The sequence below is a fragment of the Kitasatospora sp. SC0581 genome, assembly GCF_048159585.1.
Lineage (GTDB): Bacteria > Actinomycetota > Actinomycetes > Streptomycetales > Streptomycetaceae > Kitasatospora.
This window is the reverse complement of the sequence record NZ_JBLRWA010000027.1, coordinates 50,446-76,369: the sequence shown is the minus strand read 5'-3', so window position 1 is coordinate 76,369 and position 25,924 is coordinate 50,446. Positions and strand designations below refer to the sequence as shown.

Below are 25,924 nucleotides of genomic sequence, written 5' to 3'. Positions count from 1 at the left end.
AGTCCAGTTGTGTTTCGAGCGCGAACGGGCGGCCGGGTGCCAGACTGCCCTTGCGGCCGATGATACACACCGGTGTCCCAATCGTGACCAGCCACCGGTGCGGCCAACCCGGCGGTCCGGTCCCAGGATTGACGCCGCACCTCCTGGCGGGCGGTCCGACCGTGCCCGGACCGTCCCGCGCGCCCGCGGATCAGACCCGGCCCGCCGAGCCGTCCGCGGGTCCGCCCGCCGTCCCGTCCGCCGGGCGGCCCGGCGCCACCACCACGGCGGTGCCGTTCGCCAGGTCCACCCTGGTCCGCGGCGGCGCCCCCTCGCCCTCCTCGTCCCGCAGCATCAGGGTGCTGCGACGTTCGTCCAGCTCGTGCTGCTTGCCCGCGGCGAACTGCGCGTGCAGCTGCTCGAACCCGGTGGCCGAGATCTGCCCCTCCCGGCCCGTCCCCCGCCAGGGCACCCAGCGGGCGCGGCGCGCCCGCAGTGCCAGTTGATCGAGCGCGGCCAGCACCACCAGGGCGCAGACCAGTCCGGGGATGCTCATCGCCCAGAACACCGCCATGCCGTCACCAACCCTCCACCGTCCCTCCCCCGAGAACCGTCGGGAGGGGCGCGCGGTTCCCGGTCCGGCGGCGGGAACGCGGCGGGACGCGCGGAGGCAGCGCGGCGGGAAACGTCGAAGGGCCCGGAGTGGATCACTCCGGGCCCTTCGGGGAGGTGGGCCTAACAGGACTTGAACCTGTGGCCTCTTCCTTATCAGGGAAGCGCTCTAACCGTCTGAGCTATAGGCCCTCACCGATGAGAGATCGTACCGGATGCCGGCCGATCCGCGGCCCCGCCCGATCTCAAGAACTGTCGAAGGGCCCGGAGTGGATCACTCCGGGCCCTTCGCGGTGGTGGGCCTAACAGGACTTGAACCTGTGGCCTCTTCCTTATCAGGGAAGCGCTCTAACCGTCTGAGCTATAGGCCCTTGCCGCACTGAAAGATTAGCGGACCGACGGCCGATCTCCCAAATCCGGGTCGGCCGGGGCTGCGGCGGCACCCCCCGCGACCAGCTGCGGCGCACCCACGGAGGGGCGCAGCAGCCACTCCTCGCGGGTCGGCGGCAGGCCCGCCGCGCCCTCCTCGGTGCTGCGGACGGCGAGGACCTGGTTGATCCCGATCCGGTTCTGCTCGAAGGCGAGCGCGGAAGCCGCCATGTACAGCCGCCAGACCCGGGCCCGGCCGCGGCCGACCAGCCGGACCGCCTCCGTCCAGTGCGCTTCCAGGTTGGCCACCCACTCGCGCAGGGTCAGCCCGTAGTGCTCCCGCAGCGACTCGACGTCCCGGACCTCGAAGCCGGCCTCCTCCAGCCGGGCCACCGTGGACCCGACGGGGGAGAGCTCGCCGTCCGGGAAGACGTAGCGGTCGATGAAGGGGCTGGTGCGGTGCGGCACCCCGGGGATGTCGGGGCGGCGGGCGATCTGGTGGTTGAGCAGCCGGCCGCCGGGCACCAGCAGCCGGTACAGGCCCTCGGCGTAGACCCGGTACTGCTCGGAGCCGACGTGCTCGGCCATCCCGACGCTGGAGATCGCGTCGAAGGGCCCGTCGGTGATCTCCCGGTAGTCCTGGAGCCGGACCTCGACCCGGTCGGACAGCCCGGCCTCCTCGACCCTGGCGCGGGCCAGCGCGACCTGCTCCGTGGAGATGGAGACGCCGACCGCGGTGACCCCGTAGTGCTTCGCCGCGTGCAGCAGCAGCGAGCCCCAGCCGCAGCCGACGTCCAGCAGGCGCATCCCGGGGCGCAGGCCGAGCTTGCGGCAGATCAGGTCGAGCTTGGCCTCCTGGGCCGCCTCCAGGCTCTTCGCCTCGGGCGCCCAGTAGGCGCACGAGTAGACCATCGAGGAGCCCAGCACGATCCGGTAGAAGTCGTTCCCGACGTCGTAGTGGTGGCTGATGGCCGCGCGGTCGCGGCTGCGGCTGTGCAGCCGCCCTGCGGCCCTGCGGACCTCCTCGCGGGGTGGCTCGGGCTCGAGGCCGACCGCCCCGGCCCGCAGCGCGGCGGCGAGCACCCGGCGGCCCTTGGGGCCGAGCGCCTCGCGCGGCCCGAGGGCCAGGGTGCGGACCTCCGGCCGCTCGGCGAAGCGGGCGACGGCGGAGAGCGTCTCGTACAGGTCGGTGCCGGGGGCGAGTTCCAGGTCCCCCGCGACGTAGGCCCGGGCCAGGCCCAGCTCGCCCGGCTGCCAGACCAGCCGGCGCAGCGCCCGGCGGTTGCGCAGGACCACGGTGGGCGCGCCCGGCGGCCCGGCGGTGCTGCCGTCCCAGGCCTGCACCCGCAGCGGTACCGGGACCCCCAACAGCCCTTCGAGGGCTTCGACCAGTTGACCTGCGAGCTTCGCCACCGCGCGCCTCCGTCCAGTCGTCCTGCGGAACCTCAGCTGACCCGGTCGGGCGGACCGGGGGCGGCCTGCGGCACTCCCAGGCGCGGGACGGGCGGCACCCAGCTTGTCCCACCGCGGCCGCCCGGTTTCCGGGTGGCACGCCGCGAGCGGCCGGCTGTCACCCGAAATGCCGACGGGCCCCACCCGCTGCAACAGCGGGTGGGGCCCGTGCATTCCGTCCGCGGACGGGGAGCTGAGCGAGCGTCAGGATCCGGCCGGGATCAGTCCTCCTCGGCCAGGGTGAGCTCGACACCGCCGGTGAAGCCGGCCGCCGCGTTGTAGATGAACGCGGAGAGCGTGGACAGGGCGGTCAGCAGGACGACGTCGACCACGGCGATCAGCGTGGTGAAGGTCATCACCTTGCCGAAGCCGACGTAGTCCATCAGGTTGAGGCCGCCGCTGCTGTCCGAGCCGGTGACGTCCTTGAGGGTCTTGGTCAGCGAGTCGAAGACGCCGAGCGAGTCCAGCGTCATCCACAGCACGGCCGCGGCCACGATGATGATGATGCCGACGGCCAGCGACAGCAGGAAGCTGACCTTCATCACCGACCACGGGTCCACCTTGGTCACCCGCAGCCGGGCCTTGCGGGTCCGGCCGAGGCCGGCCCCGCCGGTCGCGGCCGCGGGGGCACCGGCGGGGCGGCGCGCCGCCCCGGTGGGGGTGCCGCCGACCGGGGTCGCCCCGACCGGGGTCCCGCCCGCCGGGGTGTGGCCCGGGCTCCGGGTGCCCCGGGCCGGGGTCGGCTGCCCCTTGGCGTACGTGGTCGGCTGCGAGAAGCCGGCCTGGCCGCTCGGCGGCGCGGGCGTCTGCCCCCCGTAGGTCGCACCGCTCTGGCCCGCTCCACCGGCCGGCGGCATCAGCGAGGTGGACGCGGCCGAGTGCTCGGTCGGCGGCTGCGGAACGCCGTACGCACCCCCGCCCTGCGCGCCCGGACGGCCGCCGGAGGTTCCTCCCGCAGCACCCGTGGCTCCACTCACCTGGTCCTCCCGCACTTCCCACCAGGACGGCGGCGCCGCCCTGCTTCGTCACTCGTCATCCAGCGCCCGGCGGGATTGCCCGGAACTGGTCGGCGTCCGGTGCCGCCGCATCCATACTCTGGACGCGGCGGCACCGGTCTGCGGTTCGGTTCAGGCCTCGACGTCTCCGTCGACCGCCGTCTCCGCTCCCTCGGCCGTCTCGGTGGACTCGGTACCCGCCACCTCGTCCTCCGCCGTCTCCTCGTCCTCGGCCTCCGCGTTGCGGGCCATGCCCACGACCGCGTCGCGCTTTCCGAGGTTGATCAGTTGGACGCCCATGGTGTCACGTCCGGTTTCACGAACCTCGGAAACCCTCGTGCGGATCACCCCACCCGAGAGGGTGATCGCCATGATCTCGTCGGATTCGTCGACCACGAGCGCGCCGACCAGCGAGCCCCGGCCCTCGACGATCTTCGCCGCCTTGGTGCCGTAGCCGCCGCGCCCCTGGACACGGTACTCGTCCACCCCGGTGCGCTTGGCGTAGCCGCCGTCCGTGGCGGTGAAGACGTAGGTGCCCGGACGGACGACGTTCATCGAGAGCAGTTCGTCGTCCTCGCGGAAGGCCATGCCCTTGACGCCGGAGGTGGCGCGGCCGGTCGGGCGCAGGGCGTCGTCGGTCGCGGTGAAGCGGATCGACTGGGCCTTCTTGGAGACCAGCAGCAGGTCGTCCTCGGCGGAGACCAGCTCGGCGCCGATCAGCTCGTCGTCCTGGCCCTCCTCGTCCTGGCGCAGGTTGATCGCGATCAGGCCGCCGGAGCGCGGCGAGTCGTAGTCCTTGAGCGCGGACTTCTTCACCAGGCCGGCCCGGGTGGCGAGGACCAGGTACGGCTTGTCCTCGTACGTCCGCACGGCCATCACCTGGGCGATGTGCTCGTCCGGCTGGAAGGCCAGCAGGTTGGCGACGTGCTGGCCGCGGGCGTCGCGCCCGGCGTCCGGCAGCTCGTAGCCCTTGGCGCGGTAGACCCGGCCCTTGTTGGTGAAGAACAGGATCCAGTTGTGGGTCGTCGTCACGAAGAAGTGGTCGACGATGTCGTCCTGCTTCAGCTGGGCACCGCGCACGCCCTTGCCGCCGCGCTTCTGCGAGCGGTAGAGGTCGGAGCGGGTCCGCTTGACGTAGCCGCCACGGGTGATCGTGACGACGATGTCCTCCTCGGCGATGAGGTCCTCGATGGAGAGGTCGCCGTCGGAGGGGATGAGGGTCGAGCGCCGCTCGTCGCCGTACTTGTCGACGATCGCGGTGAGCTCCTCGGAGATGATCTCCCGCTGGCGGACCGGCGAGGCCAGGATCGCGTTGTACTCGTCGATCTTGCGCTGGAGCTCGTCGTGCTCGTCCATGATCCGCTGGCGCTCGAGGGCGGCCAGCCGGCGCAGCTGCATCTCCAGGATCGCGTTGGCCTGGAGCTCGTCGATGTCGAGCAGGCCCATCAGACCGGTGCGGGCGGCGTCGGCGCTGGCCGAGGCCCGGATCAGCGCGATGACCTCGTCGATCAGGTCCAGGGCCTTCAGCAGGGCGCGCAGGATGTGGGCGCGCTCCTCGGCCTTGCGCAGCCGGAAGGTGGTGCGCCGGACGATGACCTCGACCTGGTGGTTGACCCAGTGCCGGATGAAGGCGTCGAGCGACAGCGTGCGCGGCACGCCGTCGACCAGGGCCAGCATGTTGGCGCCGAAGTTGGTCTGCAGCTCGGTGTGCTTGTACAGGTTGTTCAGCACGACCTTGGCGACCGCGTCGCGCTTGAGCACGACCACCAGGCGGGTGCCGGTGCGGGACGAGGACTCGTCCCGGACGTCGGCGATGCCGGCGATCTTGCCGTCCTTGACCAGGTCGGCGATCTTCAGCGCGAGGTTGTCCGGGTTGACCTGGTACGGCAGCTCGGTGATCACCAGGCACTGGCGGCCCTGGATCTCCTCGACCTCGACCACGGCCCGCATGGTGACCGAGCCGCGGCCGGTGCGGTAGTAGTCGTCGATCCCGCGGCGGCCGACGATCAGCGCGCCGGTCGGGAAGTCGGGGCCCTTGATCCGCTCGACCAGGGCGTCCAGCAGCTCCTCGGCGGAGGCCTCCGGGTTCTCCAGGTACCAGAGCGCGCCGGAGGCGACCTCGCGGAGGTTGTGCGGCGGGATGTTGGTGGCCATGCCGACCGCGATGCCGGTGGCACCGTTGACCAGCAGGTTGGGGATGCGCGCGGGCAGGACGGTCGGCTCCTGCGAGCGGCCGTCGTAGTTGGGCGCGAAGTCGACGGTCTCCTCGTCGATGTCGCGCATCATCTCCATGGCCAGCGGCATCAGCTTGCACTCGGTGTAGCGCATCGCCGCCGCCGGGTCGTTGCCCGGGGAGCCGAAGTTGCCGTTGCCGTCCACCAGCGGCATCCGCAGCGACCACGGCTGGGCCAGGCGGACCACGGTGTCGTAGATCGAGGTGTCACCGTGCGGGTGGTAGTTGCCCATGACGTCGCCGACGACGCGGGCGCACTTGTAGTAGCCCTTCTCGGGCCGGTACCCGCCGTCGTACATCGCGTAGAGCACGCGGCGGTGCACCGGCTTGAGGCCGTCGCGGACCTCGGGGAGCGCCCGGCTGACGATCACGCTCATCGCGTAGTCGAGGTAGGAGCGCTGCATCTCGGTCTCGAGCTCGACCGGCTCGATCCGCATGGTCACCTGGGCGGTGCCCTCGGCTGCGGGGGTCTCGGGCTGTTCGCCTTCGGGACGGTTGTCGTCGACCACTGGTGGTCAGTTTCCTTTCACGCGGACTGGAACGTGCGGGGCCTGCGGTGCAGGCGTCACACGTCCAGGAAGCGAACGTCCTTGGCGTTGCGCTGGATGAAGGAGCGGCGCGCCTCGACGTCCTCGCCCATCAGCACGGAGAACAGCTCGTCGGCACGGGCGGCGTCCTCCAGGGTGACCTGGAGCAGCAGGCGGTGCTCGGCGTCCATGGTGGTGACCCGGAGCTCCTCGGCGTTCATCTCGCCGAGACCCTTGAAGCGCTGGATCGCGTCGTCCTTGGGCAGCCGGCGCCCGGCCTCCACCCCGGCCGCGATGAGCGCGTCGCGCTCGCGGTCGGAGTAGGCGTACTCGAAGTCGTCCTTGCCCCACTTGATCTTGTACAGCGGCGGCATGGCGAGGTAGACGTACCCGGACTCGACCAGCGGCCGCATGAAGCGGAACAGCAGGGTGAGCAGCAGGGTGCGGATGTGCTGTCCGTCGACGTCGGCGTCGGCCATCAGGACGATCTTGTGGTACCGCAGCTTGGACTCGTCGTAGTCCTCCTGGATGCCGCAGCCGAAGGCCGAGATGAGCGCCTGGACCTCGGTGTTCTGGAGGACCTTGTCGATCCGGGCCTTCTCGACGTTCAGGATCTTGCCGCGGATCGGCAGGATGGCCTGGGTGCGCGGGTCGCGGCCCTGCTTGGCCGAGCCGCCGGCGGAGTCACCCTCGACGATGAAGATCTCGCACTCGGACGGGTCCTTGGACTGGCAGTCCGAGAGCTTGCCCGGCAGCGAGGCGGACTCCAGCAGGCCCTTGCGGCGGGTCAGGTCGCGGGCCTTGCGGGCGGCGACGCGCGCGGTGGCGGCCTGGATGGACTTGCGGATGATGTCCGCGGCCTCGTTGGGGTTGCGGTCCAGCCAGTCGTTGAGGTGCTCGTGGACGACCTTCTGGACGAAGGTCTTGGCCTCGGTGTTGCCGAGCTTGTCCTTGGTCTGGCCCTCGAACTGGGGCTCGCCGAGCTTGACCGAGATGATCGCGGTCAGACCCTCGCGGATGTCCTCGCCGGAGAGGTTGTCGTCCTTCTCGCGGAGCAGCTTCTTGTCCCGCGCGTAGCGGTTGACCAGGCCGGTCAGCGCGGCGCGGAAGCCCTCCTCGTGGGTGCCGCCGCCGTGGGTGTGGATGGTGTTGGCGAAGCTGTAGACCCCCTCGGTGTAGGAGGAGTTCCACTGCATCGCGATCTCCACCGAGATCGCCTTGTCCTTGTCCTCCGCCTCGAAGTCGATCACCGAGGGGTGGACGACCTCGCCCTTGCGGGAGTTGAGGTGGGCGACGAAGTCGGCGATGCCGCCGTCGTACTTGTACGTGACGGTGAGCGGCTTGCCCTCCTCGTCCGCGTGCTCGGGGCGCTCGTCGGTCAGCGAGATCGACAGGCCCTTGTTGAGGAAGGCCATCTCCTGGAAGCGCCGGGAGAGCGTCTCGAAGGAGTAGACGGTGGTCTCGAAGATGTCGCCGTCGGCCCAGAAGGTCACCGTGGTGCCGGTGCGGTCGGTCTCCGCGCCCTTGACCAGGGGGGCGGTCGGCGCGCCCATCTTGTAGTCCTGGGTCCAGATGTGGCCGTCCCGGTGGATCTCCACCGAGAGCCGGGTGGACAGCGCGTTCACCACGGAGACGCCCACGCCGTGCAGACCGCCGGAGACGGCGTAGCCGCCGCCGCCGAACTTGCCGCCGGCGTGCAGGACGGTGAGCACGACCTCGACGGCGGGCTTGTCCTGGCCGGGGACGATGTCCACCGGGATGCCGCGGCCGTTGTCGACGCAGCGGATGGCGCCGTCGGCCATGATCGTGACGTCGATGGTGTCGGCGTGCCCGGCCATCGCCTCGTCGACGGAGTTGTCCACGACCTCCTGCACCAGGTGGTGCAGGCCGCGCTCGCCCGTCGAACCGATGTACATGCCGGGGCGCTTGCGGACGGCGTCGAGGCCTTCCAGCACCTGGATGTTGCTACCGGTGTAGGAAGCCTGCTCGGACTGGTCTGGGGTCTGGCTGGGGTTGCCGGAATCGGCCACGAAGCGCCCTCTCTGGCACAGCACGGGTCGCATGCCCACCCCGTACGGGCGGGCGTGCGACCACAGCGTTTCGACTCGGTTGCCACTAGCAACAGTGTTTGGCTTTCAGTCTACCGGTACGACTGACAGAGATGGGCGTTTGGCAGCCCTTGAGGGCAGATATGCCGCCCTGAATCCCCTCGGGACATGTCCCGATACTCGCCCGGGGGGCCCAGGGCGCCTGGAAGGGCTGTCAGGGGTTCCGGAAGATCGCCATCCGATCCGCGCCCCCGCCGGCCGTCCGAGGTCCCGGTCAGCCCCAGGTGTCGCCCGGCCCCTTGCTCCCGGGCGCGCGCAGCCGGCCGTAGCCGCGGGCGGGCGCCGCGGGGCCGAGCACCTTGATGGTCCGGACCGTCCCGTGGCCCAGCTCGTGGTTCAGACGGGCCACCAACTGCCGTGCCAGCCAGCGAAGTTGGGTGGCCCAGGCGGTGGAGTCGCACTGCACGGTGAGCACCGCGGCGGCCTCGTCGTAGGAGGAGGGGTGGCAGTGCGCGGCGATGTCCGGGCCGACGATCTGCGGCCAGCGGCCCATCACCCCGCCGACGGCGGCCGAGGACTCCCAGCCGCGCTCGGTCAGCAGCCGGTTGAGCGCCGCGCCCAGCGGGACCGGGTCGCGGCCGTCCGAGCGGGCGCCGCTGCGCAGGCCGTGCCGCTTCGCCTCGCGCTTCTCCCGGACCTGCTCGCCGCGCTGACGGGCCTGGGCCCGGGCCGCGCGCAGCGCGGAGCGGGCGAGGTCGGCACCGGTCGGCGCCGGGGCACCGGGCTCGGGGGAGTGCTCCGCCGGCTCGCTCACGGCGATCTCCTTTCCCCAGCCTGTGGACAACGGTCGCGGTCGCGCGCCCGCCGAGCCGTCCAGCCTACGGGAGCCGCCGGGCCCCTCGGGCCGGGGCGGGGGCGCGCGGTGCGCGGAAGCGGTCGCGGTCCGGTGACGGCGGTGTGGTGGTGCGGGTGGAGGGGTGTGCAGCGGTGCGGACGCGGGGCGCGGTCAGGCGTCGACCCGGCGCACCGCGCCGTCGGAGACCGCGAACCGGGCGCCGGCCAGCGCCTTCGGCACGTCCTCGGCGACCGCCGCGGTCACCAGCACCTGCTCGCCGCCGGCCACCAGCTCGGCCAGCCGGTCCCGGCGGGCGGCGTCCAGCTCGGCGAACACGTCGTCCAGGATCAGCACCGGCTCGCCGCCGTCGGCACGCAGCAGCTCGTACGAGGCCAGCCGCAGCGCCAGCGCGAACGACCAGGACTCGCCGTGGCTGGCGTAGCCCTTGGCGGGCAGCGGGCCGAGCTTGAGCCCCAGCTCGTCGCGGTGCGGGCCGACCAGGGTGACACCTCGCTCGACCTCCTGCTTGCGGACCGCCTGCAGCGCGTTCAGCAGCTGCTCCTCGGCCTGCTCGCGACTGGTCGGCAGCTCGCCCTCGAAGGAGCTGCGGTACTCCAGGGCGGTCTCGCCGCCGCCGGGGGCCAGCTGCCCGTACGCGGCCGCCACCAGGGGCTGCAGGGCGGCCACCAGCTGGATCCGGAAGGCCGTCAACTCGGCGCCGGCGCGGGCCAGATGGCCGTCCCAGACCTCCAGGGTGGACAGGTCGGCGCCCTTGCCGCCGCCGGCCCGGCGGGCCATCGCGGCGGTCTTCAGCAGGGCGTTGCGCTGCTTGAGCACCCGCTCGTAGTCCTGCCGCACCCCGGCCAGCCGGGGTGCCCGGGCGGTCAGCAGCTCGTCCAGGAAGCGCCGCCGCTCACCCGGGTCGCCCTTGACCAGGCTGAGGTCCTCGGGAGCGAACAGCACGGTGCGCAGCAGGCCCAGGACGTCCCGCGGGCGGACGTTGTCGGAGCGGTTGATCCGGGCCCGGTTGGCCTTGCCCGGGGTGAGCTCCAGCTCGATCAGGGTGGACCGGCCGCGGTCCACCACCGAGGTGCGGACCACCGCCCGCTCGGCGCCCAGCCGGATCAGCGGGGCGTCGGTGGCGACCCGGTGGCTGCCCAGGGTGGCCACGTAGCCGATCGCCTCGACCAGGTTGGTCTTGCCCTGGCCGTTGGGCCCCACGAAGGCGGTCACGCCCGGGTCGAGGGGAACCTCGGCCCGGGCGTACGACCGGAAGTCGGCGAGCGACAGGTGCGCGACGTGCATGGCTGTGGACTGCGCCCGCCTTCTTGGGGAGGACCTGCTGGTTACTTGGACTCGACCGCGTGGCCGCCGAACTGGTTGCGCAGCGCGGCGATCATCTTCATCTGCGGCGAGTCCTCCTGGCGGGAGGCGAAGCGGGCGAACAGCGAGGCGGTGATCGCCGGCAGCGGCACGGCGTGGTCGATCGCGGCCTCGACGGTCCAGCGGCCCTCGCCGGAGTCGGCGGCCCAGCCGCGCAGCTTGTCCAGGTGCTCGTCCTCGTCCAGGGCGCGGACGGCCAGGTCCAGCAGCCAGGAGCGGATGACGGTGCCCTCCTGCCAGCTGCGGAAGACGTCGCGCACGTCGGTGACCTCGGGGGCGGCCTCCAGCAGCTCCCAGCCCTCGGCGAAGGCCTGCATCATCGCGTACTCGATGCCGTTGTGGACCATCTTGGCGAAGTGGCCGGCGCCCACCGCGCCCGCGTGCACCGAGCCGAACTCGCCCTCGGGCTTGAGGGCGTCGAAGACCGGCTGGGCCTTCGCGACGTGCTCGGCGTCGCCGCCGTACATCAGCGCGTAGCCGTTCTCCAGGCCCCAGACGCCGCCGGAGACGCCGCAGTCCACGAAGCCGATGCCCTTGGCGGCCAGCGCCTCGGCGTGCTTGACGTCGTCGGTCCAGCGGGAGTTGCCGCCGTCGACCACCACGTCGCCGGGGGAGAGCAGCTCGGCGAGCTCGTCGACGGTCGCCTGGGTGGCGGCGCCCGCCGGGACCATGACCCAGACCACGCGCGGGCCCTGGAGCTTGCTGACGAGCTCCTGGAGGCTCTCGACGTCGGAGATGTCAGGGTTGCGGTCGTAGCCGATGACGGTGTGGCCGGCGCGGCGGATCCGCTCGCGCATGTTGCCGCCCATCTTGCCGAGACCGATGAGGCCGAGCTCCATGACCAAGTCCTTACCTGTGGTGACGTGCCTGCCGGCGGCGCCGTTGCCGCACTCCTTGAGCCTACGCGCTGGAGCGGCCCCGCCCGGCTGCGGTCGGGGCCGGCCGGGGGAGACGGCCACAGGCTGTGCACAGCGGGTGTGCACAGCCTGTGGACGAAGGACGGGCGGGATCAGCCGGAGAGGCGGACCGGCATGATCAGGTACTGGTAGGCCTTGTCCTCCTCGGCGTCCACCGAGACCTTGCCGCTGAGCAGCGCGGGCTTGGTCGGGGTGGTGAAGCTGAGCTGGGCGAAGGGGGAGTCGATGGCCTTGAGGCCCTCCTCCAGGTAGCCCGGGTTGAACGCGATCGAGATGGCGTCGCCCTCCAGGGAGGCCTCGATCCGCTCGGTGGCCTGGGCGTCGTCGCCCGAACCGGCCTCCAGCGTCAGCACGCCCTCCTCGAAGTTGAGGCGGACCGGGGTGTTGCGCTCGGCGACCAGCGAGACGCGCTTGAGCGCCTCCAGGAAGGGCTGGGTCTGGATCGCCGCGATCGCGTTGAACTCGGTCGGGAAGAGGCTGCGGAACTTGGGGAACTCGCCCTCCAGCAACCGGGTGGTCGTCCGGCGGCCGGCACCCTCGAAACCGATCAGGCCCTCGCCCGCGCCGCCCGAGGAGAGCGCGATGGAGACGTTGTCGCCGCTGCCCAGGGACTTGGCGATGTCCTGGAGGGTCTTGGCCGGGACCAGCGCGACGGCGGAGATGTCCGACTGCTCGGGCTTCCACAGCAGCTCGCGGACGGCGAAGCGGTAGCGGTCGGTGGCGGCCAGGGTGATCCGGTCGCCCTCGATCTCGACCCGGACACCGGTGAGCACCGGGAGGGTGTCGTCCCGGCCGGCGGCGACCGCGGCCTGGCTGACGGCCGAGGCGAAGACGTCACCGGAGACGGTGCCGGTGGCGGTCGGCATCTGGGGCAGCGCCGGGTACTCGTCCACCGGGAGGGTGGGGAGGGTGAACCGGGAGCTGCCGCAGACCACGCTGACCCGCTGGCCGTCGGTGGAGATCTCCACCGGCCGGTTGGGGAGGTTGCGGGAGATGTCGTTCAGCAGCCGGCCGGAGACCAGGACGGTGCCGGCCTCCTCGACGTCCGCCTCCAGCTCGACCCGGGCCGAGACCTCGTAGTCGAAGCCGGACAGCGCCAGGCTGCCCTCCTGCGCGGTCAGCAGCAGGCCGGCCAGCACCGGCACCGGCGGCCGTGCCGGGAGGCTGCGGGCAGCCCAGGCCACCGCCTCCGCGAGGACGTCACGCTCCACCCGGAACTTCACCGGTAACCGCCTCCTGGATCGAGCGCTCCCGCTCGCACTCTGGTTCGTCTGATCTTGATCGTCGGTTCGGCTGTCCACCGAGCTCGGTCACTCCGCTTCCAGTCGCAAGGACAGTCTGACGTACTCCGCCGACAGACGGGGCAGACGGGCGGAAGCGACCCGAACTGTTGTCGGGGCCCGGTTGTCCACAGATTCGGGGCCCACCCACTTTGAAAGCAAGTCCGGGGTCTAAATGTGTAGTGGTAGTAGTAGGGCCTGTGGAAACCGTGGATAACCCCGTTTCCGCAGGTCAGAGCCCGAATTTTGTCCACAGCGGGTGTGGACGGCGGCTGTGGACGGGCAGGCCGCGCTGTGGACAGCCGAGCGTTACCCACAGGGCACGCAGGGTATCCACAGGTTATCCCCAGGGCTGTCCCCAGATCCGGGCCCGGTTATCCACGGGCGCCGGTCAACTTTACGTGACGCCTTTCACACCAGGGTATGAACGCCAGCCCACGGTTGTCGAACTGTGGACGCCGCTGTGGACAACCTGGGGATAACCGGCCCTCCCCTGGGGACAACCGGTGGATAACCCGGACGGCCCACTGTGGGCCCGTCAATTGTCCACACCCTGTGGATAACCGTTGTGCACAAGTCCACAGGCACCTGACCTGCGCGGAAGAGCGTAGCGGCGACGGGCCTGTGGACGAATTCTGGATAACTCCGCACTCCCCACCCTGTGGACGGCGGCGGAGGGGCCCGTCCTGTGGACAACGGCCTTGCGCGCCCCCGGGTTTCGAATCACCGGTCAGTTGTTCGGCGCGGGCTGTGGACTGGCGGACCGTCCGTCGAGGGCATCCCTGCCCAGCCGGCGCGCGACGCACACCTGGGGACACGAGAAAGGGCGTCAGGATTCGCTCCTGACGCCCTTGGGGGCCCGTCCTCGGACCCGGGGCCCCGCCGTGCCTGCTCCGGCTAGCTCTTGATGCGGTTGGTGAGTTCGGTGACCTGGTTGTAGATCGAGCGCCGCTCGGCCATCAGCGAGCGGATCTTGCGGTCCGCGTGCATCACCGTGGTGTGGTCGCGGCCGCCGAACTGCGCGCCGATCTTCGGCAGCGAGAGGTCGGTGAGCTCGCGACAGAGGTACATCGCGATCTGCCGGGCCGTCACCAGCACCCGGCTGCGCGAGGACCCGCAGAGGTCGTCCACGCCCAGGCCGAAGTAGGCGGCGGTCTGCTGCATGATGACCTGCGCGGTGATCTCCGGGCCGGCGTCCTCGTCCCCGCCCGGGATCAGGTCCTTGAGGACGATCCCGGCCAACTCCAGGTCCACCGGGGCCCGGTTGAGGTTGGCGAAGGCGGTCACCCGGATCAGCGCGCCCTCCAACTCCCGGATGTTGCGGGTGATCCGGGAGGCGATGAACTCCAACACGTCGGCGGGAGCGTTGAGTTGCTCCTGGATCGCCTTCTTGCGCAGGATCGCGATCCGGGTCTCCAGCTCCGGCGGGGTGACGTCGGTGATCAGACCCCACTCGAAGCGGTTGCGCAGCCGGTCCTCCAGCGTGGTCAGCAGCTTGGGCGGCCGGTCCGAGGAGAGGACGATCTGCTTGTTCGCGTTGTGCAGGGTGTTGAAGGTGTGGAAGAACTCCTCCTGCGTGGACTCCTTGCTCGCGAGGAACTGGATGTCGTCCACGAGCAGGATGTCCATGTCCCGGTAGCGGCGGCGGAAGGTGTCCGCCTTGCCGTCCCGGATCGAGTTGATGAACTCGTTGGTGAACTCCTCCGAGGACACGTAGCGCACCCGGGTGCCCGGGAAGAGACTGCGCGAGTAGTGCCCGATGGCGTGCAGCAGGTGGGTCTTGCCCAGCCCGGACTCGCCGTAGATGAAGAGCGGGTTGTACGCCTTGGCCGGAGCCTCGGCGACCGCCACCGCCGCCGCGTGCGCGAAGCGGTTGCTGGCGCCGATGACGAAGGTGTCGAACAGGTACTTGGGGTTCAGCCGGGCGGCCGGCTCGTCCTTGCGGGAGCCGCCGGCCGGGGGAGCGCCGGGCGGGGCGGGCACGCCGGGGACGCCGGGACGCTCGGCGGAGCGCTCCGGGGCGGCCTTCTCGGCCGGGCGGCCGCCGGTGGGGCGGGAGCCGCCGGCCCGACGGCCGGCGCCGGTGCGGGGCTGCTCGTTCGGGCCGGGGCCGTAGGCGCCGCCGAAGAGGTCGCCCTGGGTGGTCGCGGGCGGGCCGGGGACGGGCCGCGGCGCCGGACGGGACGCGGGCTCCGCCGCGTCGCGGTAGCCGGGCGGCTGCTCCTGGTAGCCCTGCCAGCCGGGGCCGCCGCCGGGGCCGCCGTACGGGGCCTGGCGCTGCTCGTAGCCGCCGGTGTCGTAGCGGGGGCGCTCGTAGTCCTGCTCGTACCCCTGGCCCTGCTCGTACGGCTGCGGCTGCTCATAGGGCTGGCCGTGCTCGTACGGCTGCTGGTAGCCCTGGCCGCCGTAGCCGGGGGTGTCGTCGTCCTCGGCCGGGCCCGGGTAGGGCTCGGCGGGGGCCTGGGGGGCGGGCGCGGGGGTGGTCGGCACCGCGTTGGCGTCGACCATCACGGCGATCCGGACCGGGCGGCTGAGCTCACGGCTGAGGGCCTCGGTCAGCTGCGGCAGCAGCCGGCCCTCCAGCACCTGCTTGGCCCGCTCGTTCGGGGTCGCCAGCAGGGCGGTGTCGTGCATCATCCACATCGGCTGGGTGCGCTGCACCCACTGTTTGTCCATCTCCCCGACATCGGGGTCGGCGACCAGCCGCTCGACGACCCTGGCCCAGACCGGGACGAGGTCGCTGTTGACATCAGCCACTGGTGCACGCTTTCCAAGAACAAACCAGACAAGTTCTGCAACGGTAGTCAGCGAACAGGGACGGATCAAGTCGTTGTCCACAGGCTGTGGGTAAGACGGGCGAGAGACGGCTGGTTTGACCCCCGTGCCCCGTCCCGCGTACCGTAACCAGGTCGAGTTGTCGATGGCCGCTGCCGCATGTCCGCGGGTCCACCCGCTCCATAAGGCGCGCAGCACGGGCGCCGTGGATTGCCTCAAACCCCAGCCGAACTGGGGCGATGGGCCGGATTTCCGAATCAGGGGAGATCACGCGGACGCACGGTGACGGCCAAGCGATTCCCCGTCATCCTACGATTCACCTCAGGAGCCCCCGAGTGAGCAAGCGCACCTTCCAGCCGAACAACCGTCGTCGCGCGAAGACCCACGGCTTCCGGCTGCGTATGCGTACCCGCGCCGGCCGCGCCATCCTGGCCGCCCGCCGTGGCAAGGGCCGCAGCAGCCTGTCCGCCTGATCCGCGCCAGAGTCTGTTGTGCTGCCCTCCGAGAATCGGCTGCGGCGGCGCCAGGACTTCGCGACCGCGGTGAAACGCGGTCGCCGGGCCGGCCGGCCCCTTCTGGTCGTCCATCTCAGCAGAGACGGTGACCCGCAGGGGCAGACCGACCGGACCAGCGACTCCCGCCCGCACGTCGCCGAGGGGACTCCTTCGGCGCGTGCGGGTTTCGTCGTGAGCAAGGCCGTTGGCCCGGCGGTCGTTCGCAACCTGGTCAAGCGCCGGTTGCGCCATCTCGTTCGTGATCGTCTCTCCAGGCTGCCCGCCGGTAGCCTGATAGTGGTGCGTGCGCTGCCCCAGGCCGCGACCGCCTCGTACCAGGACCTCGAACGTGACCTGGACGCGGCACTGAAGCGGTTGCTGAGGACGGAGCCCGCCGCCACGGCGCCGACGGGAGCAGGTCGATGAAGTACCTGCTGATGGGTCTGATCAGGGTCTACCAGTGGACCATCAGCCCACTGCTCGGTCCGGTCTGCCGTTACTACCCCTCCTGCTCGCACTACGGCTACGAGGCCGTGAAGGTGCACGGAGCGGTCAAGGGCGGTGGGCTGACCGTGTGGCGCATCCTGCGCTGCAATCCGTGGACGCCCGGCGGGGTCGATCATGTCCCGCCGCGCAAGCATCCGGTGTGGCACCGGCGGTTGCGAGACTGGCTGAAGAGCCGGTCCGCCACCGGAGACCCGGTGACCGCCACCCCCGCCGGTCCGGACCCCGAGGGCCCGGCGACCATTGGCCCCGTGCGGCCAATCCACCTGTCCAAGGAGCCTGACCGGTGACCTTCTCCTTCCTGAATCCCCTGTACACAGCGGTGTCCTGGATCATCGTCCAGTTCCACTCGCTGTACAGCCACATCTTCAACCCGGACGGTGGCTGGGCCTGGGGTCTTGCCATCGCCTCGATGGTGGTCGTCATCCGGATCTGCCTGATCCCGCTCTTCGTGAAGCAGATCAAGGCGACCCGGGCCATGCAGGCGATCCAGCCGAAGATGAAGGCCATCCAGGAGCGCTACAAGAACGACCGGCAGCGCCAGTCCGAAGAGATGATGAAGCTGTACAAGGAGGCGGGTACCAACCCGTTCTCCAGCTGCCTTCCCATCATCGTGCAGGCGCCGTTCTTCACCGCGCTCTACGGGGTGCTCGCCAAGGTTGCCAAGGGCCAGGACATCGGCGTCATCCACGGTGACCTGCTGGTGAGCGCCGGCAAGGCGCACATCTTCGGTGCCCCGCTCTCCGCGACCTTCGTGGGCAGCCCCGAGACCAGCGTCAAGATCGTCACCGCCGTGATGATCATCCTGATGTCGCTGTCGCAGTTCGTCACCCAGCGCCAGCTGATGACCAAGAACGTCGACCTCTCGGTGAAGACGCCGTTCATGCAGCAGCAGAAGATGCTGATGTACGTCTTCCCGATCATGTTCGCCGTGATGGGCATCAACTTCCCGGTCGGTGTCCTGGTCTACTGGCTGACCACCAACGTCTGGTCGATGGGCCAGCAGCTGGTCGTGATCCACAACAACCCGACCCCGGGCAGCAAGGCCTTCGAGGAGCGTCAGGCCCGTCTGAAGAAGGCCGGCCGGCTGCGTCCGGACGGTACGGAGATCAAGGGCGCGCTCTGGGGCATGCTGCCCCCGTCCAAGGCGGCCGTCAGCGAGGCGGCCAGCGCCGCCGCGGTGGTCGAGGAGTCGGTGCAGGTGCGCCGCCAGCAGCCCCGTCGGCAGAGCAAGGCCCAGCGCCAGCAGGCCGGTGTCGGACAGCCGACCGGCGAGCCGGACAAGGACAGCCAGGCGGAGGAAGCCGCCGACACGGCTCCGTCCGACAGCGTGCCGTCCGACTCCGGTGCCAAGCCGGCGGCCGCCAAGCAGGCCGCGGCGAAGCCCGCCGGTACCAAGCAGGGCACCCGGCAGCAGCCGAAGCGCGGTGGCGGCCAGCGGCCGAAGAAGAAGTCCTGACCGGTCCCGAGCCCGTTGTGACCGCCGCGAAGAGCTTCGTCCCCGGCCCGACAGACGGGCCCATCTCCGAAGGAGTCCATCAGTGACGGAAGGCACCACCTCCGCCGTCGAGGCCGAGGCCGCCGCCAGCGCCGACGAGAGCCTCATCTCCCGCCTGGAGCAGGAGGGCGACATCGCGGCGGACTACCTGGAGGGTCTGCTCGACATCGCGGACCTCGACGGTGACATCGACATGGACGTCGAGGGCGACCGCGCCCTGGTCTCCATCGTCAGCGACGGCAACGACCGTGCGCTGCAGCGCCTGGTCGGCCAGGACGGCGAGGTGCTGGAGGCCCTCCAGGAGCTGACCCGGTTGGCTGTCCACCGGGAGACCGGCGAGCGCAGTCGCCTCATGCTGGACATTGCCGGCTTCCGGGCCCGCAAGCGCGAGGAGCTGGCGGTGCTCGGCGCCCAGGCCGCCGAGCAGGCCAAGAGCAGTGGCGAGCAGGTCAAGCTGCGGCCGATGACTCCCTTCGAGCGCAAGGTCGTCCACGACGCGGTCGCCGCGGCCGGCCTGCGCAGCGAGTCCGAGGGCGAAGAGCCCCAGCGGTTCGTGGTCGTGCTGCCGGTCTGAGGCCGACAGGTCGACGACCGGCCGCCGCGGCGGCCGGAGAGCTTCACCGGACGCGACCCCGTCCGCCTCGTGCGGGCGGGGTCGTCGTCCCTTCTGGGATGTTTCACGTGAAACAGTGCGTTGAGCGGGTCGGTGGATCCGGGGATCGGAGAGGTCGAGATGGACACGGAGAACGCGGCTGCCGGCCGGCCGGGGGCGGACGTGGACCCGGCCGCTGAGGGGCCGGCCACCGAGCTGGAGCACCCTGGCGAGGCACCGGCTGCCGCCCGGGAGGTCTTCGGGGAGCGCTACGACGCCGCAGTCCGCTACACCGAGCTGCTGGCCACCGCGGGCGTGCAGCGCGGGCTGATCGGGCCCCGCGAGGTGCCCCGGCTCTGGGACCGCCACGTGCTGAACTGCGCGGTGCTGGCCGAGCTGCTGCCCTCCGGCATCACCCTGTGCGACGTCGGCTCCGGGGCCGGCCTGCCGGGCATCCCGGTGGCGCTGGCCCGTCCGGACGTCTCGGTGACGCTGCTGGAGCCGCTGCTGCGCCGGACCACCTTCCTGGAGGAGGTCGTCCGGGAGCTGGGGCTGGACAACGTCACGGTGCTGCGCGGCCGCGCCGAGGAGATGGTCGGCAAGCTCGCGGTGGACGTGGTGACCGCCCGGGCGGTGGCGCCGCTGGAGCGGCTGGCCGGCTGGGGCATGCCGCTGCTGCGCCCGCACGGGCAGATGCTGGCGCTCAAGGGGGACAGCGCGGAGCAGGAGCTGGCCGACTCGCGGGCCGGACTGGCCAAGCTGGGTGCGGTCGAGTGGAGCGTCATCGCCGTCGGCGAGGGCACCCTGGAGACCTCGACCCGGGTGGTCCAGGTGAAGGCGGGGGAGAGCCCCGGCGGGGTGAAGGCGGCCACCCGGCGCGCCAAGGCGGCCCGGGCGGGCCGCACCGCGAGCGTCCGGAACGGCGAGCGCGGCCGGGGCGGACGGCGCCGCGGACGCTGATCGGGCGTGACGTCGGGCACCTGACGAGCACGGGCGGACGGGCCTCCTGCGAGGGGGGAACGTCCGCCCGTCGTCGTTCAGGTGTCGGTGGGGTCGACGGCTGGACACCGGAGTGTCGCAACGTCAGATTTCCGGCATAGCGGGCATGGTGTTTCCCGTGAAACGTCGCTCCTTGCTCTCGGGCATCCTCCGCCGTGACCGGGCGGCGACTGTTGCCGCTCCGGTTTCACGTGAAACACTGACCCCCATGCAGGACTCGGAGACCGTCGACCAGATCGATGACACGCCCATCGCGCGGGCCGCCCAGGCCGCGGTCCGGGCGATCGGCCGAGCGGGTGAGGGACTGCCCCGGCCGGCCGCCACCCGGGTGATCGTGGTCGCCAACCAGAAGGGTGGGGTGGGCAAGACCACCACCACCGTGAACATGGCCGCCTCCCTCGCCATGCACGGCCTGCGCGTCCTGGTCGTCGACCTCGACCCGCAGGGCAACGCCTCCACGGCGCTCGGCATCGACCACCACGCCGAGGTGCCGTCCATCTACGACGTCCTGGTGGAGGGCAAGCCGCTGGCCGACGTGGTGCAGCCGGTGCACGACGTCGAGGGGCTGTTCTGCGTCCCCGCCACCATCGACCTGGCCGGCGCCGAGATCGAGCTGGTCTCCCTGGTGGCCCGGGAGAGCCGGCTCCAGCGCGCCATCACCGCCTACGAGCAGCCGCTCGACTACATCCTGATCGACTGTCCGCCCTCGCTGGGCCTGTTGACGGTCAACGCCATGGTCGCCGGCCAGGAGGTGATGATCCCGATCCAGTGCGAGTACTACGCGTTGGAGGGCCTCGGCCAGCTGCTGCGCAACGTCGAGCTGGTGCGCGCGCACCTCAACCCCGCACTGCACGTGTCGACCATCCTGCTCACCATGTACGACGCCCGGACGAGGCTGGCCGCCCAGGTCGCCGAGGAGGTCCGGACCCACTTCCACCAAGAGGTGCTGAGCACGGCGATCCCGCGGTCGGTGCGCATCTCGGAGGCGCCCAGTTACGGGCAGACGGTGCTCACCTACGACCCGGGGTCGACCGGGGCGCTCTCCTACCTGGAGGCCGCCCGCGAGCTCGCGCAGCGTGCGGTGGGCCCGGGCGGCTCACTGGTGGGTCAGCAGCGGGACGGCCAGCAGGGGCACGGCGCCCCGGTGGCACAGCACGGTACGACGGAGGGTCATCAGTGAGTGCTCGCAGGGTTGGTCTGGGTCGAGGGCTGGAGGCGCTGATCCGCCCCGCCGCGCCGGTGGACGGCGGGGTGGAGGCGAAGACTGCGGCAGCCGTGCCCGCACCGGCCCCGGTGACGCCGCTGCCGAGTGTCCGCGGCACGGTGGCGGCCAGGGCGGCCGCCGAGAAGCGGGCCGAGCAGGCGCAGCCGGCCGGCGCGTACTTCGCCGAGCTGCCGCTGGACGCGATCACCCCCAATCCGCGCCAGCCGCGCGAGGTCTTCGACGAGGACAAGCTGGCCGAGCTGGTCACCTCCATCAAGGAGGTCGGTCTGCTCCAGCCGATCGTGGTCCGCCAGGTCGGCGTGGACAGCTTCGAGCTGATCATGGGCGAGCGCCGCTGGCGCGCCTCCCGGGAGGCCGGGCTGGAGCGGATCCCGGCGATCGTCCGGGCCACCGAGGACGACAAGCTGCTGCTGGACGCCCTCCTGGAGAACCTGCACCGCGCCGAGCTGAACCCGGTGGAGGAGGCCGCCGCCTACGACCAGCTGCTGCGGGACTTCTCCTGCACCCACGAGGAGCTGGCCGATCGGATCGGCCGCTCGCGGACGCACGTCTCCAACACCCTGCGGCTGATGAAGCTCCCGCCCTCCGTCCAGACCCGGCTGGTGGCCGGGACGCTGATGGCCGGGCACGCCCGGGCGCTGCTCGGCCTGTCGGACCCGGAGCAGCAGGAGCGGCTGGCCGCGCGGGTGATCGCCGAGGGCCTCACGGTGCGCAACGTCGAGGAGCTCGTCGTGCTGATGCGCTCGGAGGAGCCGGAGCAGCCCAGGCGCCAGGCGCCGAAGGCGGGCAAGCTGAACTCCCCGGCCTTCAACGACCTGGCGAGCCGGCTGTCCGACCGCTTCGACACCCGGGTCAAGGTCGAGGTGTCGCAGCGCGGCGGCAGGCTGGGCAAGGGCAAGGTGGTGCTGGAGTTCGGCTCGGTCGAGGACCTGAACCGGATCCTGGACAGCATGGCCCCGGGGGAGGACGGTCTGCGGCTGTCGCAGGGCTGAGCCGGCCCGGCCGGCCGAGGGCGACGACCCGATGGGTGCGTGTTCCACGTGAGCGCTGTTTCACGTGAAACATGCACCCATCGGCGTTCGTGGGGGAATGCTCGACCGTGAGAGGGAGGAGGAGGTGCGGCCATGGGACGGCGGATCGTTCCGCTGACGCTGGACAACCTCGGGGACCTGCCGGCCGGCTGCCGCTCCTGCGTGTTCTGGGAGCTGGACCCGGTCAGTGCGAAGGAAGCGGTGGAGTCGGGCAAGCCGGAGCTGGAGAAGGAGGGGTGGATCTCCACGGTGCTGCTGGAGTGGGGCTCCTGCGGCCGGATCGCCTACGTGGACGACCGGCCCGCCGGGTTCGTGCTGTACGCGCCGCCCGCCTACGTCCCCCGCTCGCAGTCCTTCCCGACCAGCCCGGTCTCGCCCGACGCCGTTCAGCTGATGGTCAGCCGGGTGCTGCCGGGATACCAGCGCCAGGGGATCGGCCGGGTGCTGGTGCAGACCGTGGCCAAGGACCTGATCGGGCGCGGGGTGCGGGCGATCGAGGCCTTCGGCTCCTCCGGGCGGGCGCCGACCAGTTGCGTGCTGCCGGCCGACCACCTGCTCGCGGTCGGCTTCAGGACCGTCCGCCCGCACTCGCGCTACCCGCGGCTGCGGCTGGAGGCGCGGACCACGCTCTCCTGGCGGGGCGACGTGGAGGGGGCGCTGGAGCGGCTGCTGGGCGGCGGGCGCAAGGAGCCGGTGCTCCCCTTCTAGGGCCCGGAGACGCCCTTCGAGGGGCCGGAGACGCCCTTCAAGGGGCCGGAGACGCCCTTCGAGGGGCCGGGAACGACGGAGGCGGGGCTCCCCCCGAGGGGAGCCCCGCCTCCGCGCGGTCGACGACCGGAAGACCTAGATGAAGTCGGCCAGCTCGCGCAGCAGCGCGGCCTTCGGACGGGCACCGGTGATGGACTTCACCGGCTCGCCGCCCTGGTAGACGATCAGGGTCGGGATCGAGATGACGCCGTACTTGGCGGCGGTCGCCTGGTTGGCGTCCACGTCGAGCTTGGCGATGGTCAGCTTGTCGCCGTGCTCGGCCGCGATGTCCTCCAGGACCGGGGCGACCTGGCGGCACGGGCCGCACCAGGTGGCCCAGAAGTCGACCAGTACGGGCTTCTCGCTCTCGAGGACGTCCTTCTCGAACGTCGCGTCGGTGACTGTGGTGGTGGCGCCGGCCACGGGAACTCCTCGGGGGTTCGGACGGAGGGGGCTGCTGCCAGGAGAACAACGGGTGGGCCCGTTCTGTTTCTGCCCGGCCGGGGCGGGGGTGTTTCACGTGGAACACCCCCGCGGGTGGAGCGGGAAGGGCTCAGACCGCGACGGCGGCGGCCTTGGCCTCCAGGTCGTCCAGCGCGGCCAGGTAGCGCTCGGCGTCCAGGGCGGAGGAGCAGCCGGTGCCGGCGGCGGTGATGGCCTGGCGGTAGGTGTGGTCGACGACGTCGCCGGCGCCGAACACGCCCGGGATGTTGGTCCGGGTCGAGGGGGCGTCGACCTTGAGGTAGCCCTCGGCGTCGAGGTCCAGCTGGCCCTTGAAGAGCTCGGTGCGCGGGTCGTGGCCGATCGCGATGAACAGGCCGGTGACGGGCAGCTCACGGGTCTCGCCGGTGGTGGTGTCGCGCAGGGTGACGCCGGTCAGCTTCGGGTCGCCGTGGATGGCCTCGACCGCGCTGTCCCACTCGAAGCGGATCTTCGGGTCGGCGAAGGCGCGCTCCTGCATCGCCTTGGAGGCGCGCAGGGAGTCCCGGCGGTGGATGATCGTGACGCTCTTGGCGAAGCGGGAGAGGAAGGTCGCCTCCTCCAGCGCGGTGTCGCCGCCGCCGACCACGGCGATGTCCTGGTCGCGGAAGAAGAAGCCGTCGCAGGTCGCGCACCAGGAGACGCCGCGGCCGGAGAGCTTGTCCTCGTTCGGCAGGCCGAGCTTGCGGTGCTGGGAGCCGGTGGTGACGATCACGGCGCGTGCCTTGTGCACGTTGCCCTCGGAGTCGGTGACGGTCTTGACGTCACCGGTGAGGTCGACCGCGACGATGTCGTCGGGGATCAGCTCGGCGCCGAACTTCTCGGCCTGGGCGCGCATGTTGTCCATCAGCTCGGGGCCCATGACGCCGTCCCGGAAGCCCGGGAAGTTCTCGACCTCGGTGGTGTTCATGAGCGCGCCACCGGCGGTGACGGCCCCCTCGAAGACCAGCGGCTTGAGGGAGGCACGGGCCGTGTAGAGCGCGGCCGTGTACCCGGCCGGGCCGGAACCGATGATGATCACGTTACGGACGTCGCTCACTGCTTCTCCTGGTTCGCATCGCGACCCGCGTTTGCTGCGGGGAGGGCGGTCCTGCTCCGCCGCCCGGGACAACGACTGACCAGTGTCTCGCATTCCCAGGCGGATCAGTACCAGCCGCCCGAAGTCCGGAAGCGGCGTGGCGGAGTTGGCGTGGATCGCATGGAAACCGCCGGTCAGTGGCTGGGAACGGCCTGGTGCAGGACGGTCGGGCCGCAGTCGGGGGAGCGCAGGTAGACGTCGACGAAACCGGGCCGGCCGGGCAGCGGGTAGACCAGGACGTCCACCGGGGCGCCCTGGAAGGTGCCCCGGTCGGTGGCCAGCGGGGTGCCGGAGGCCGGGGCCGGGCAGCCCGGCGCGGTGGGGGAGCCGGTGGGGGAGCCCGCGGGGGAGGGCGGGTCGGACTCCGGCCGGCCGCCGGCGGCGGGCAGGGCGCCCTCGGACATGGCGGGCCCGGTGGCCCGCAGCCCCGGGACGTTCTCCGAGCGGGCCAGCAACCGCTGGACCTGGGTGGCGAGTTCGTCCTCGCGGTAGTCGGTGCCGACGGCCGTGTGCGGGGCCCGGGCGTCGTGGCTGTCGGCGGTGGCGGTCGGGGCGCCGCCCGCGCTGGCCGTCACCGTGCCGGACCGGTCGTCGGGCTGCAGCAGCAGCGCCCCGCCGAGTCCGAGGGCGGCCAGGGCGGCGGCCGTGCCGACCAGCAGGGCGAACCGCCGCCGCCGGGGGCGGCCGGCGGCCCCGGCCGGGCCGGACCGGCCGGCGGGACGCCCCGTGGGCCTGGAGGGCGGGGCGGAGGACGGCGTGAGGGGCGCCGTGGCGGCGCGTACGGGTCGGGCCGGGGCCTCGGGTCGACGGTCGGCCGCGGGGGCCTCCTGCGGCCGCTCGACGGCCTCGCCGGCGCTCCCGGCGGCTTCGGTGGCTTCGGCGACGGCCTTGGCGAGTGCCGCGTCCAGCCGGGCGGCGACGTCGGCCGGCATCGGCGGGGTCTCGACGTCGCCGAGCAGGGCCCGGACCTCGGCGAGCGCGTCGACGGTCTCCCGGCACTCGGCGCAGCCGTCCAGGTGCCGCCGCAGCGCCTCGACGGTGGAAGGGGAGTCGACCAGGCCCTCGGCGAGGTCGGCCAGCTGCTCGACCGGGGGGTGGTCGTCGGCGGGGTCGGGGAAGGAGGGATGGGCGTTCATCGGGTGCTCACGTCTCCTTCCAGCATCGTCCGACCGGTGCTCTGCCCCGTCCCTGTGCCGGTGCTCGGCCCCGTCCCTGTGACGGAGCCGGGGCGCTTCGGGTTCCCGGGGGTGTCCCGGCGCGGCGGGGCCGAGCCGGGGGCGGGCGGTGTTTCACGTGAAACATCGGGCTCGCGCAGGTGCCGGACCAGGGGGAGGAGCCGGGCCCGGCCGCGTGCGCAGCGGCTCTTCACCGTGCCCACCGGGACGCCCAGCAGCTCGGCGGCCTCGGCCACCGGGTAGCCCTGCATGTCGACCAGCACCAGCGCGGCCCGCTGTTCGGCGGGCAGTTCGGCGAGCGCCGCGGTCAGCTCCCGGTGCAGCTCGGCCCGGACCACCGGGGAGTCGGCCGGCTCGGCGGCGCCGACCAGGGTGTCCAGCCGCTGCGGGTCCTCGTCGAGCGGGGTGGTGCGCCGGGTGGCGCTGCGCCGGGCGCGGTCCAGGCAGGCGTTGACCACGATCCGGTGCAGCCAGGTGGTGACCGCCGAGCGGCCCTGGAAGCCGGCGGCGGCGCGGAAGGCGGATACCAGGGCGTCCTGGAGCGCGTCGGCGGCCTCCTCGCGGTCGCCCAGGGTGCGCAGGGCGACCGCCCAGAGCCGGTCGCGGTGGCGGTCCACCAGCAGGCCGAAGGCCGCCGGGTCGCCGGCGACGTGCCGGGCGAGCAGCGCCGCGTCGTCGTCCGCCACCGTCACCCCC

Annotated in this window: 23 protein-coding genes and 2 tRNA genes; 9 read left to right on the top strand and 16 right to left on the bottom strand. The window is 71.8% G+C overall.

Going from position 1 to position 25,924, the window contains the following annotated elements; all coding sequences use genetic code 11:
* Positions 1-190: 190 nt before the first annotated feature.
* The 12 genes from ACLWS4_RS29780 to dnaA all read right to left on the bottom strand — a co-directional run bounded on the left by ACLWS4_RS29780 (position 191) and on the right by dnaA (position 15,387).
* Positions 191-553 carry a DUF6191 domain-containing protein gene (locus tag ACLWS4_RS29780; RefSeq protein WP_117488751.1) on the bottom strand — a complete coding sequence of 121 codons (363 nt, stop codon included), beginning with the start codon at positions 551-553 and terminating at the stop codon, positions 191-193.
* A gap of 156 nt (positions 554-709) precedes the next feature.
* Positions 710-783 (bottom strand) — tRNA-Ile (locus ACLWS4_RS29775).
* 102 nt (positions 784-885) lie between these two features.
* Positions 886-962: transfer RNA gene (locus tag ACLWS4_RS29770), tRNA-Ile, on the bottom strand.
* 16 nt (positions 963-978) lie between these two features.
* On the bottom strand, positions 979-2,373 hold the full coding sequence (locus ACLWS4_RS29765) for a class I SAM-dependent methyltransferase (protein ID WP_416875740.1): 1,395 nt from the start codon (positions 2,371-2,373) through the stop codon (positions 979-981).
* Positions 2,374-2,633: 260 nt separating this feature from the next.
* Positions 2,634-3,389: a DUF3566 domain-containing protein gene (locus tag ACLWS4_RS29760; RefSeq protein ID WP_416875739.1), complete on the bottom strand. Its 756-nt coding sequence runs from the start codon at positions 3,387-3,389 to the stop codon at positions 2,634-2,636.
* Between the two features lie 150 nt (positions 3,390-3,539).
* A complete protein-coding gene (gyrA, locus tag ACLWS4_RS29755) occupies positions 3,540-6,149 on the bottom strand; it encodes a DNA gyrase subunit A (protein ID WP_049654618.1) in 2,610 nt (869 codons plus the stop codon).
* 56 nt (positions 6,150-6,205) lie between these two features.
* On the bottom strand, positions 6,206-8,230 hold the full coding sequence (gene gyrB / locus ACLWS4_RS29750) for a DNA topoisomerase (ATP-hydrolyzing) subunit B (RefSeq protein ID WP_369808323.1): 2,025 nt from the start codon (positions 8,228-8,230) through the stop codon (positions 6,206-6,208).
* A 259-nt stretch (positions 8,231-8,489) separates the two neighbouring features.
* On the bottom strand, positions 8,490-9,029 hold the full coding sequence (locus ACLWS4_RS29745) for a DUF721 domain-containing protein (RefSeq protein ID WP_049654619.1): 540 nt from the start codon (positions 9,027-9,029) through the stop codon (positions 8,490-8,492).
* Between the two features lie 192 nt (positions 9,030-9,221).
* Positions 9,222-10,355, bottom strand: coding sequence for a DNA replication/repair protein RecF (gene recF / locus ACLWS4_RS29740; RefSeq protein ID WP_049654621.1), 1,134 nt, complete (start codon positions 10,353-10,355; stop codon positions 9,222-9,224).
* 41 nt (positions 10,356-10,396) lie between these two features.
* Positions 10,397-11,272 carry a phosphogluconate dehydrogenase (NAD(+)-dependent, decarboxylating) gene (gene gnd / locus ACLWS4_RS29735; protein WP_049654622.1) on the bottom strand — a complete coding sequence of 292 codons (876 nt, stop codon included), beginning with the start codon at positions 11,270-11,272 and terminating at the stop codon, positions 10,397-10,399.
* 170 nt (positions 11,273-11,442) lie between these two features.
* On the bottom strand, positions 11,443-12,573 hold the full coding sequence (gene dnaN, locus ACLWS4_RS29730; protein ID WP_074001900.1) for a DNA polymerase III subunit beta: 1,131 nt from the start codon (positions 12,571-12,573) through the stop codon (positions 11,443-11,445).
* A 954-nt stretch (positions 12,574-13,527) separates the two neighbouring features.
* Complete coding sequence (gene dnaA / locus ACLWS4_RS29725) at positions 13,528-15,387, bottom strand: chromosomal replication initiator protein DnaA (protein WP_388047238.1); 1,860 nt, start codon at positions 15,385-15,387, stop codon at positions 13,528-13,530.
* Between the two features lie 353 nt (positions 15,388-15,740).
* Here dnaA and rpmH point away from each other — a divergent pair, with 353 nt between their 5' ends.
* From rpmH to ACLWS4_RS29680, 9 genes are all read left to right on the top strand, one after another.
* Positions 15,741-15,878, top strand: a complete 138-nt coding sequence (rpmH, locus tag ACLWS4_RS29720) for a 50S ribosomal protein L34 (protein ID WP_030305394.1) — start codon at positions 15,741-15,743, stop codon at positions 15,876-15,878.
* An 18-nt stretch (positions 15,879-15,896) separates the two neighbouring features.
* Positions 15,897-16,325 carry a ribonuclease P protein component gene (rnpA, locus tag ACLWS4_RS29715; RefSeq protein WP_049655849.1) on the top strand — a complete coding sequence of 143 codons (429 nt, stop codon included), beginning with the start codon at positions 15,897-15,899 and terminating at the stop codon, positions 16,323-16,325.
* On the top strand, positions 16,322-16,693 hold the full coding sequence (gene yidD / locus ACLWS4_RS29710) for a membrane protein insertion efficiency factor YidD (protein WP_049655851.1): 372 nt from the start codon (positions 16,322-16,324) through the stop codon (positions 16,691-16,693). Before rnpA ends, yidD begins: the two co-directional genes overlap by 4 nt.
* Entirely contained in the window at positions 16,690-17,862 is a 1,173-nt protein-coding gene (gene yidC / locus ACLWS4_RS29705) for a membrane protein insertase YidC (RefSeq protein ID WP_049655853.1), read from the top strand. Before yidD ends, yidC begins: the two co-directional genes overlap by 4 nt.
* 82 nt (positions 17,863-17,944) lie before the next feature.
* Complete coding sequence (locus ACLWS4_RS29700) at positions 17,945-18,475, top strand: protein jag (protein ID WP_049655854.1); 531 nt, start codon at positions 17,945-17,947, stop codon at positions 18,473-18,475.
* Positions 18,476-18,634: 159 nt separating this feature from the next.
* Positions 18,635-19,453, top strand: coding sequence for a 16S rRNA (guanine(527)-N(7))-methyltransferase RsmG (gene rsmG / locus ACLWS4_RS29695; protein WP_079271995.1), 819 nt, complete (start codon positions 18,635-18,637; stop codon positions 19,451-19,453).
* A 247-nt stretch (positions 19,454-19,700) separates the two neighbouring features.
* Entirely contained in the window at positions 19,701-20,672 is a 972-nt protein-coding gene (locus ACLWS4_RS29690) for a ParA family protein (RefSeq protein WP_234348544.1), read from the top strand.
* On the top strand, positions 20,669-21,709 hold the full coding sequence (locus ACLWS4_RS29685; RefSeq protein WP_074001897.1) for a ParB/RepB/Spo0J family partition protein: 1,041 nt from the start codon (positions 20,669-20,671) through the stop codon (positions 21,707-21,709). The genes ACLWS4_RS29690 and ACLWS4_RS29685 overlap by 4 nt, the downstream gene beginning before the upstream one ends.
* Before the next feature lie 132 nt (positions 21,710-21,841).
* A complete protein-coding gene (locus ACLWS4_RS29680; protein WP_416875738.1) occupies positions 21,842-22,456 on the top strand; it encodes a GNAT family N-acetyltransferase in 615 nt (204 codons plus the stop codon).
* A 135-nt stretch (positions 22,457-22,591) separates the two neighbouring features.
* On the opposite strand, the gene trxA is transcribed toward ACLWS4_RS29680, so the two are convergent.
* The 4 genes from trxA to sigM all read right to left on the bottom strand — a co-directional run bounded on the left by trxA (position 22,592) and on the right by sigM (position 25,920).
* Complete coding sequence (trxA, locus tag ACLWS4_RS29675; RefSeq protein WP_049655857.1) at positions 22,592-22,918, bottom strand: thioredoxin; 327 nt, start codon at positions 22,916-22,918, stop codon at positions 22,592-22,594.
* Between the two features lie 130 nt (positions 22,919-23,048).
* Positions 23,049-24,014, bottom strand: coding sequence for a thioredoxin-disulfide reductase (trxB, locus tag ACLWS4_RS29670; protein WP_416875737.1), 966 nt, complete (start codon positions 24,012-24,014; stop codon positions 23,049-23,051).
* A gap of 173 nt (positions 24,015-24,187) precedes the next feature.
* The gene (locus ACLWS4_RS29665) at positions 24,188-25,189 is read right to left on the bottom strand and encodes a hypothetical protein (RefSeq protein WP_416875736.1); all 1,002 of its coding nucleotides are present in this window, start codon (positions 25,187-25,189) and stop codon (positions 24,188-24,190) included.
* Complete coding sequence (sigM, locus tag ACLWS4_RS29660) at positions 25,186-25,920, bottom strand: RNA polymerase sigma factor SigM (RefSeq protein WP_375875037.1); 735 nt, start codon at positions 25,918-25,920, stop codon at positions 25,186-25,188. The genes ACLWS4_RS29665 and sigM overlap by 4 nt, the downstream gene beginning before the upstream one ends.
* Positions 25,921-25,924 lie beyond the last annotated feature (4 nt).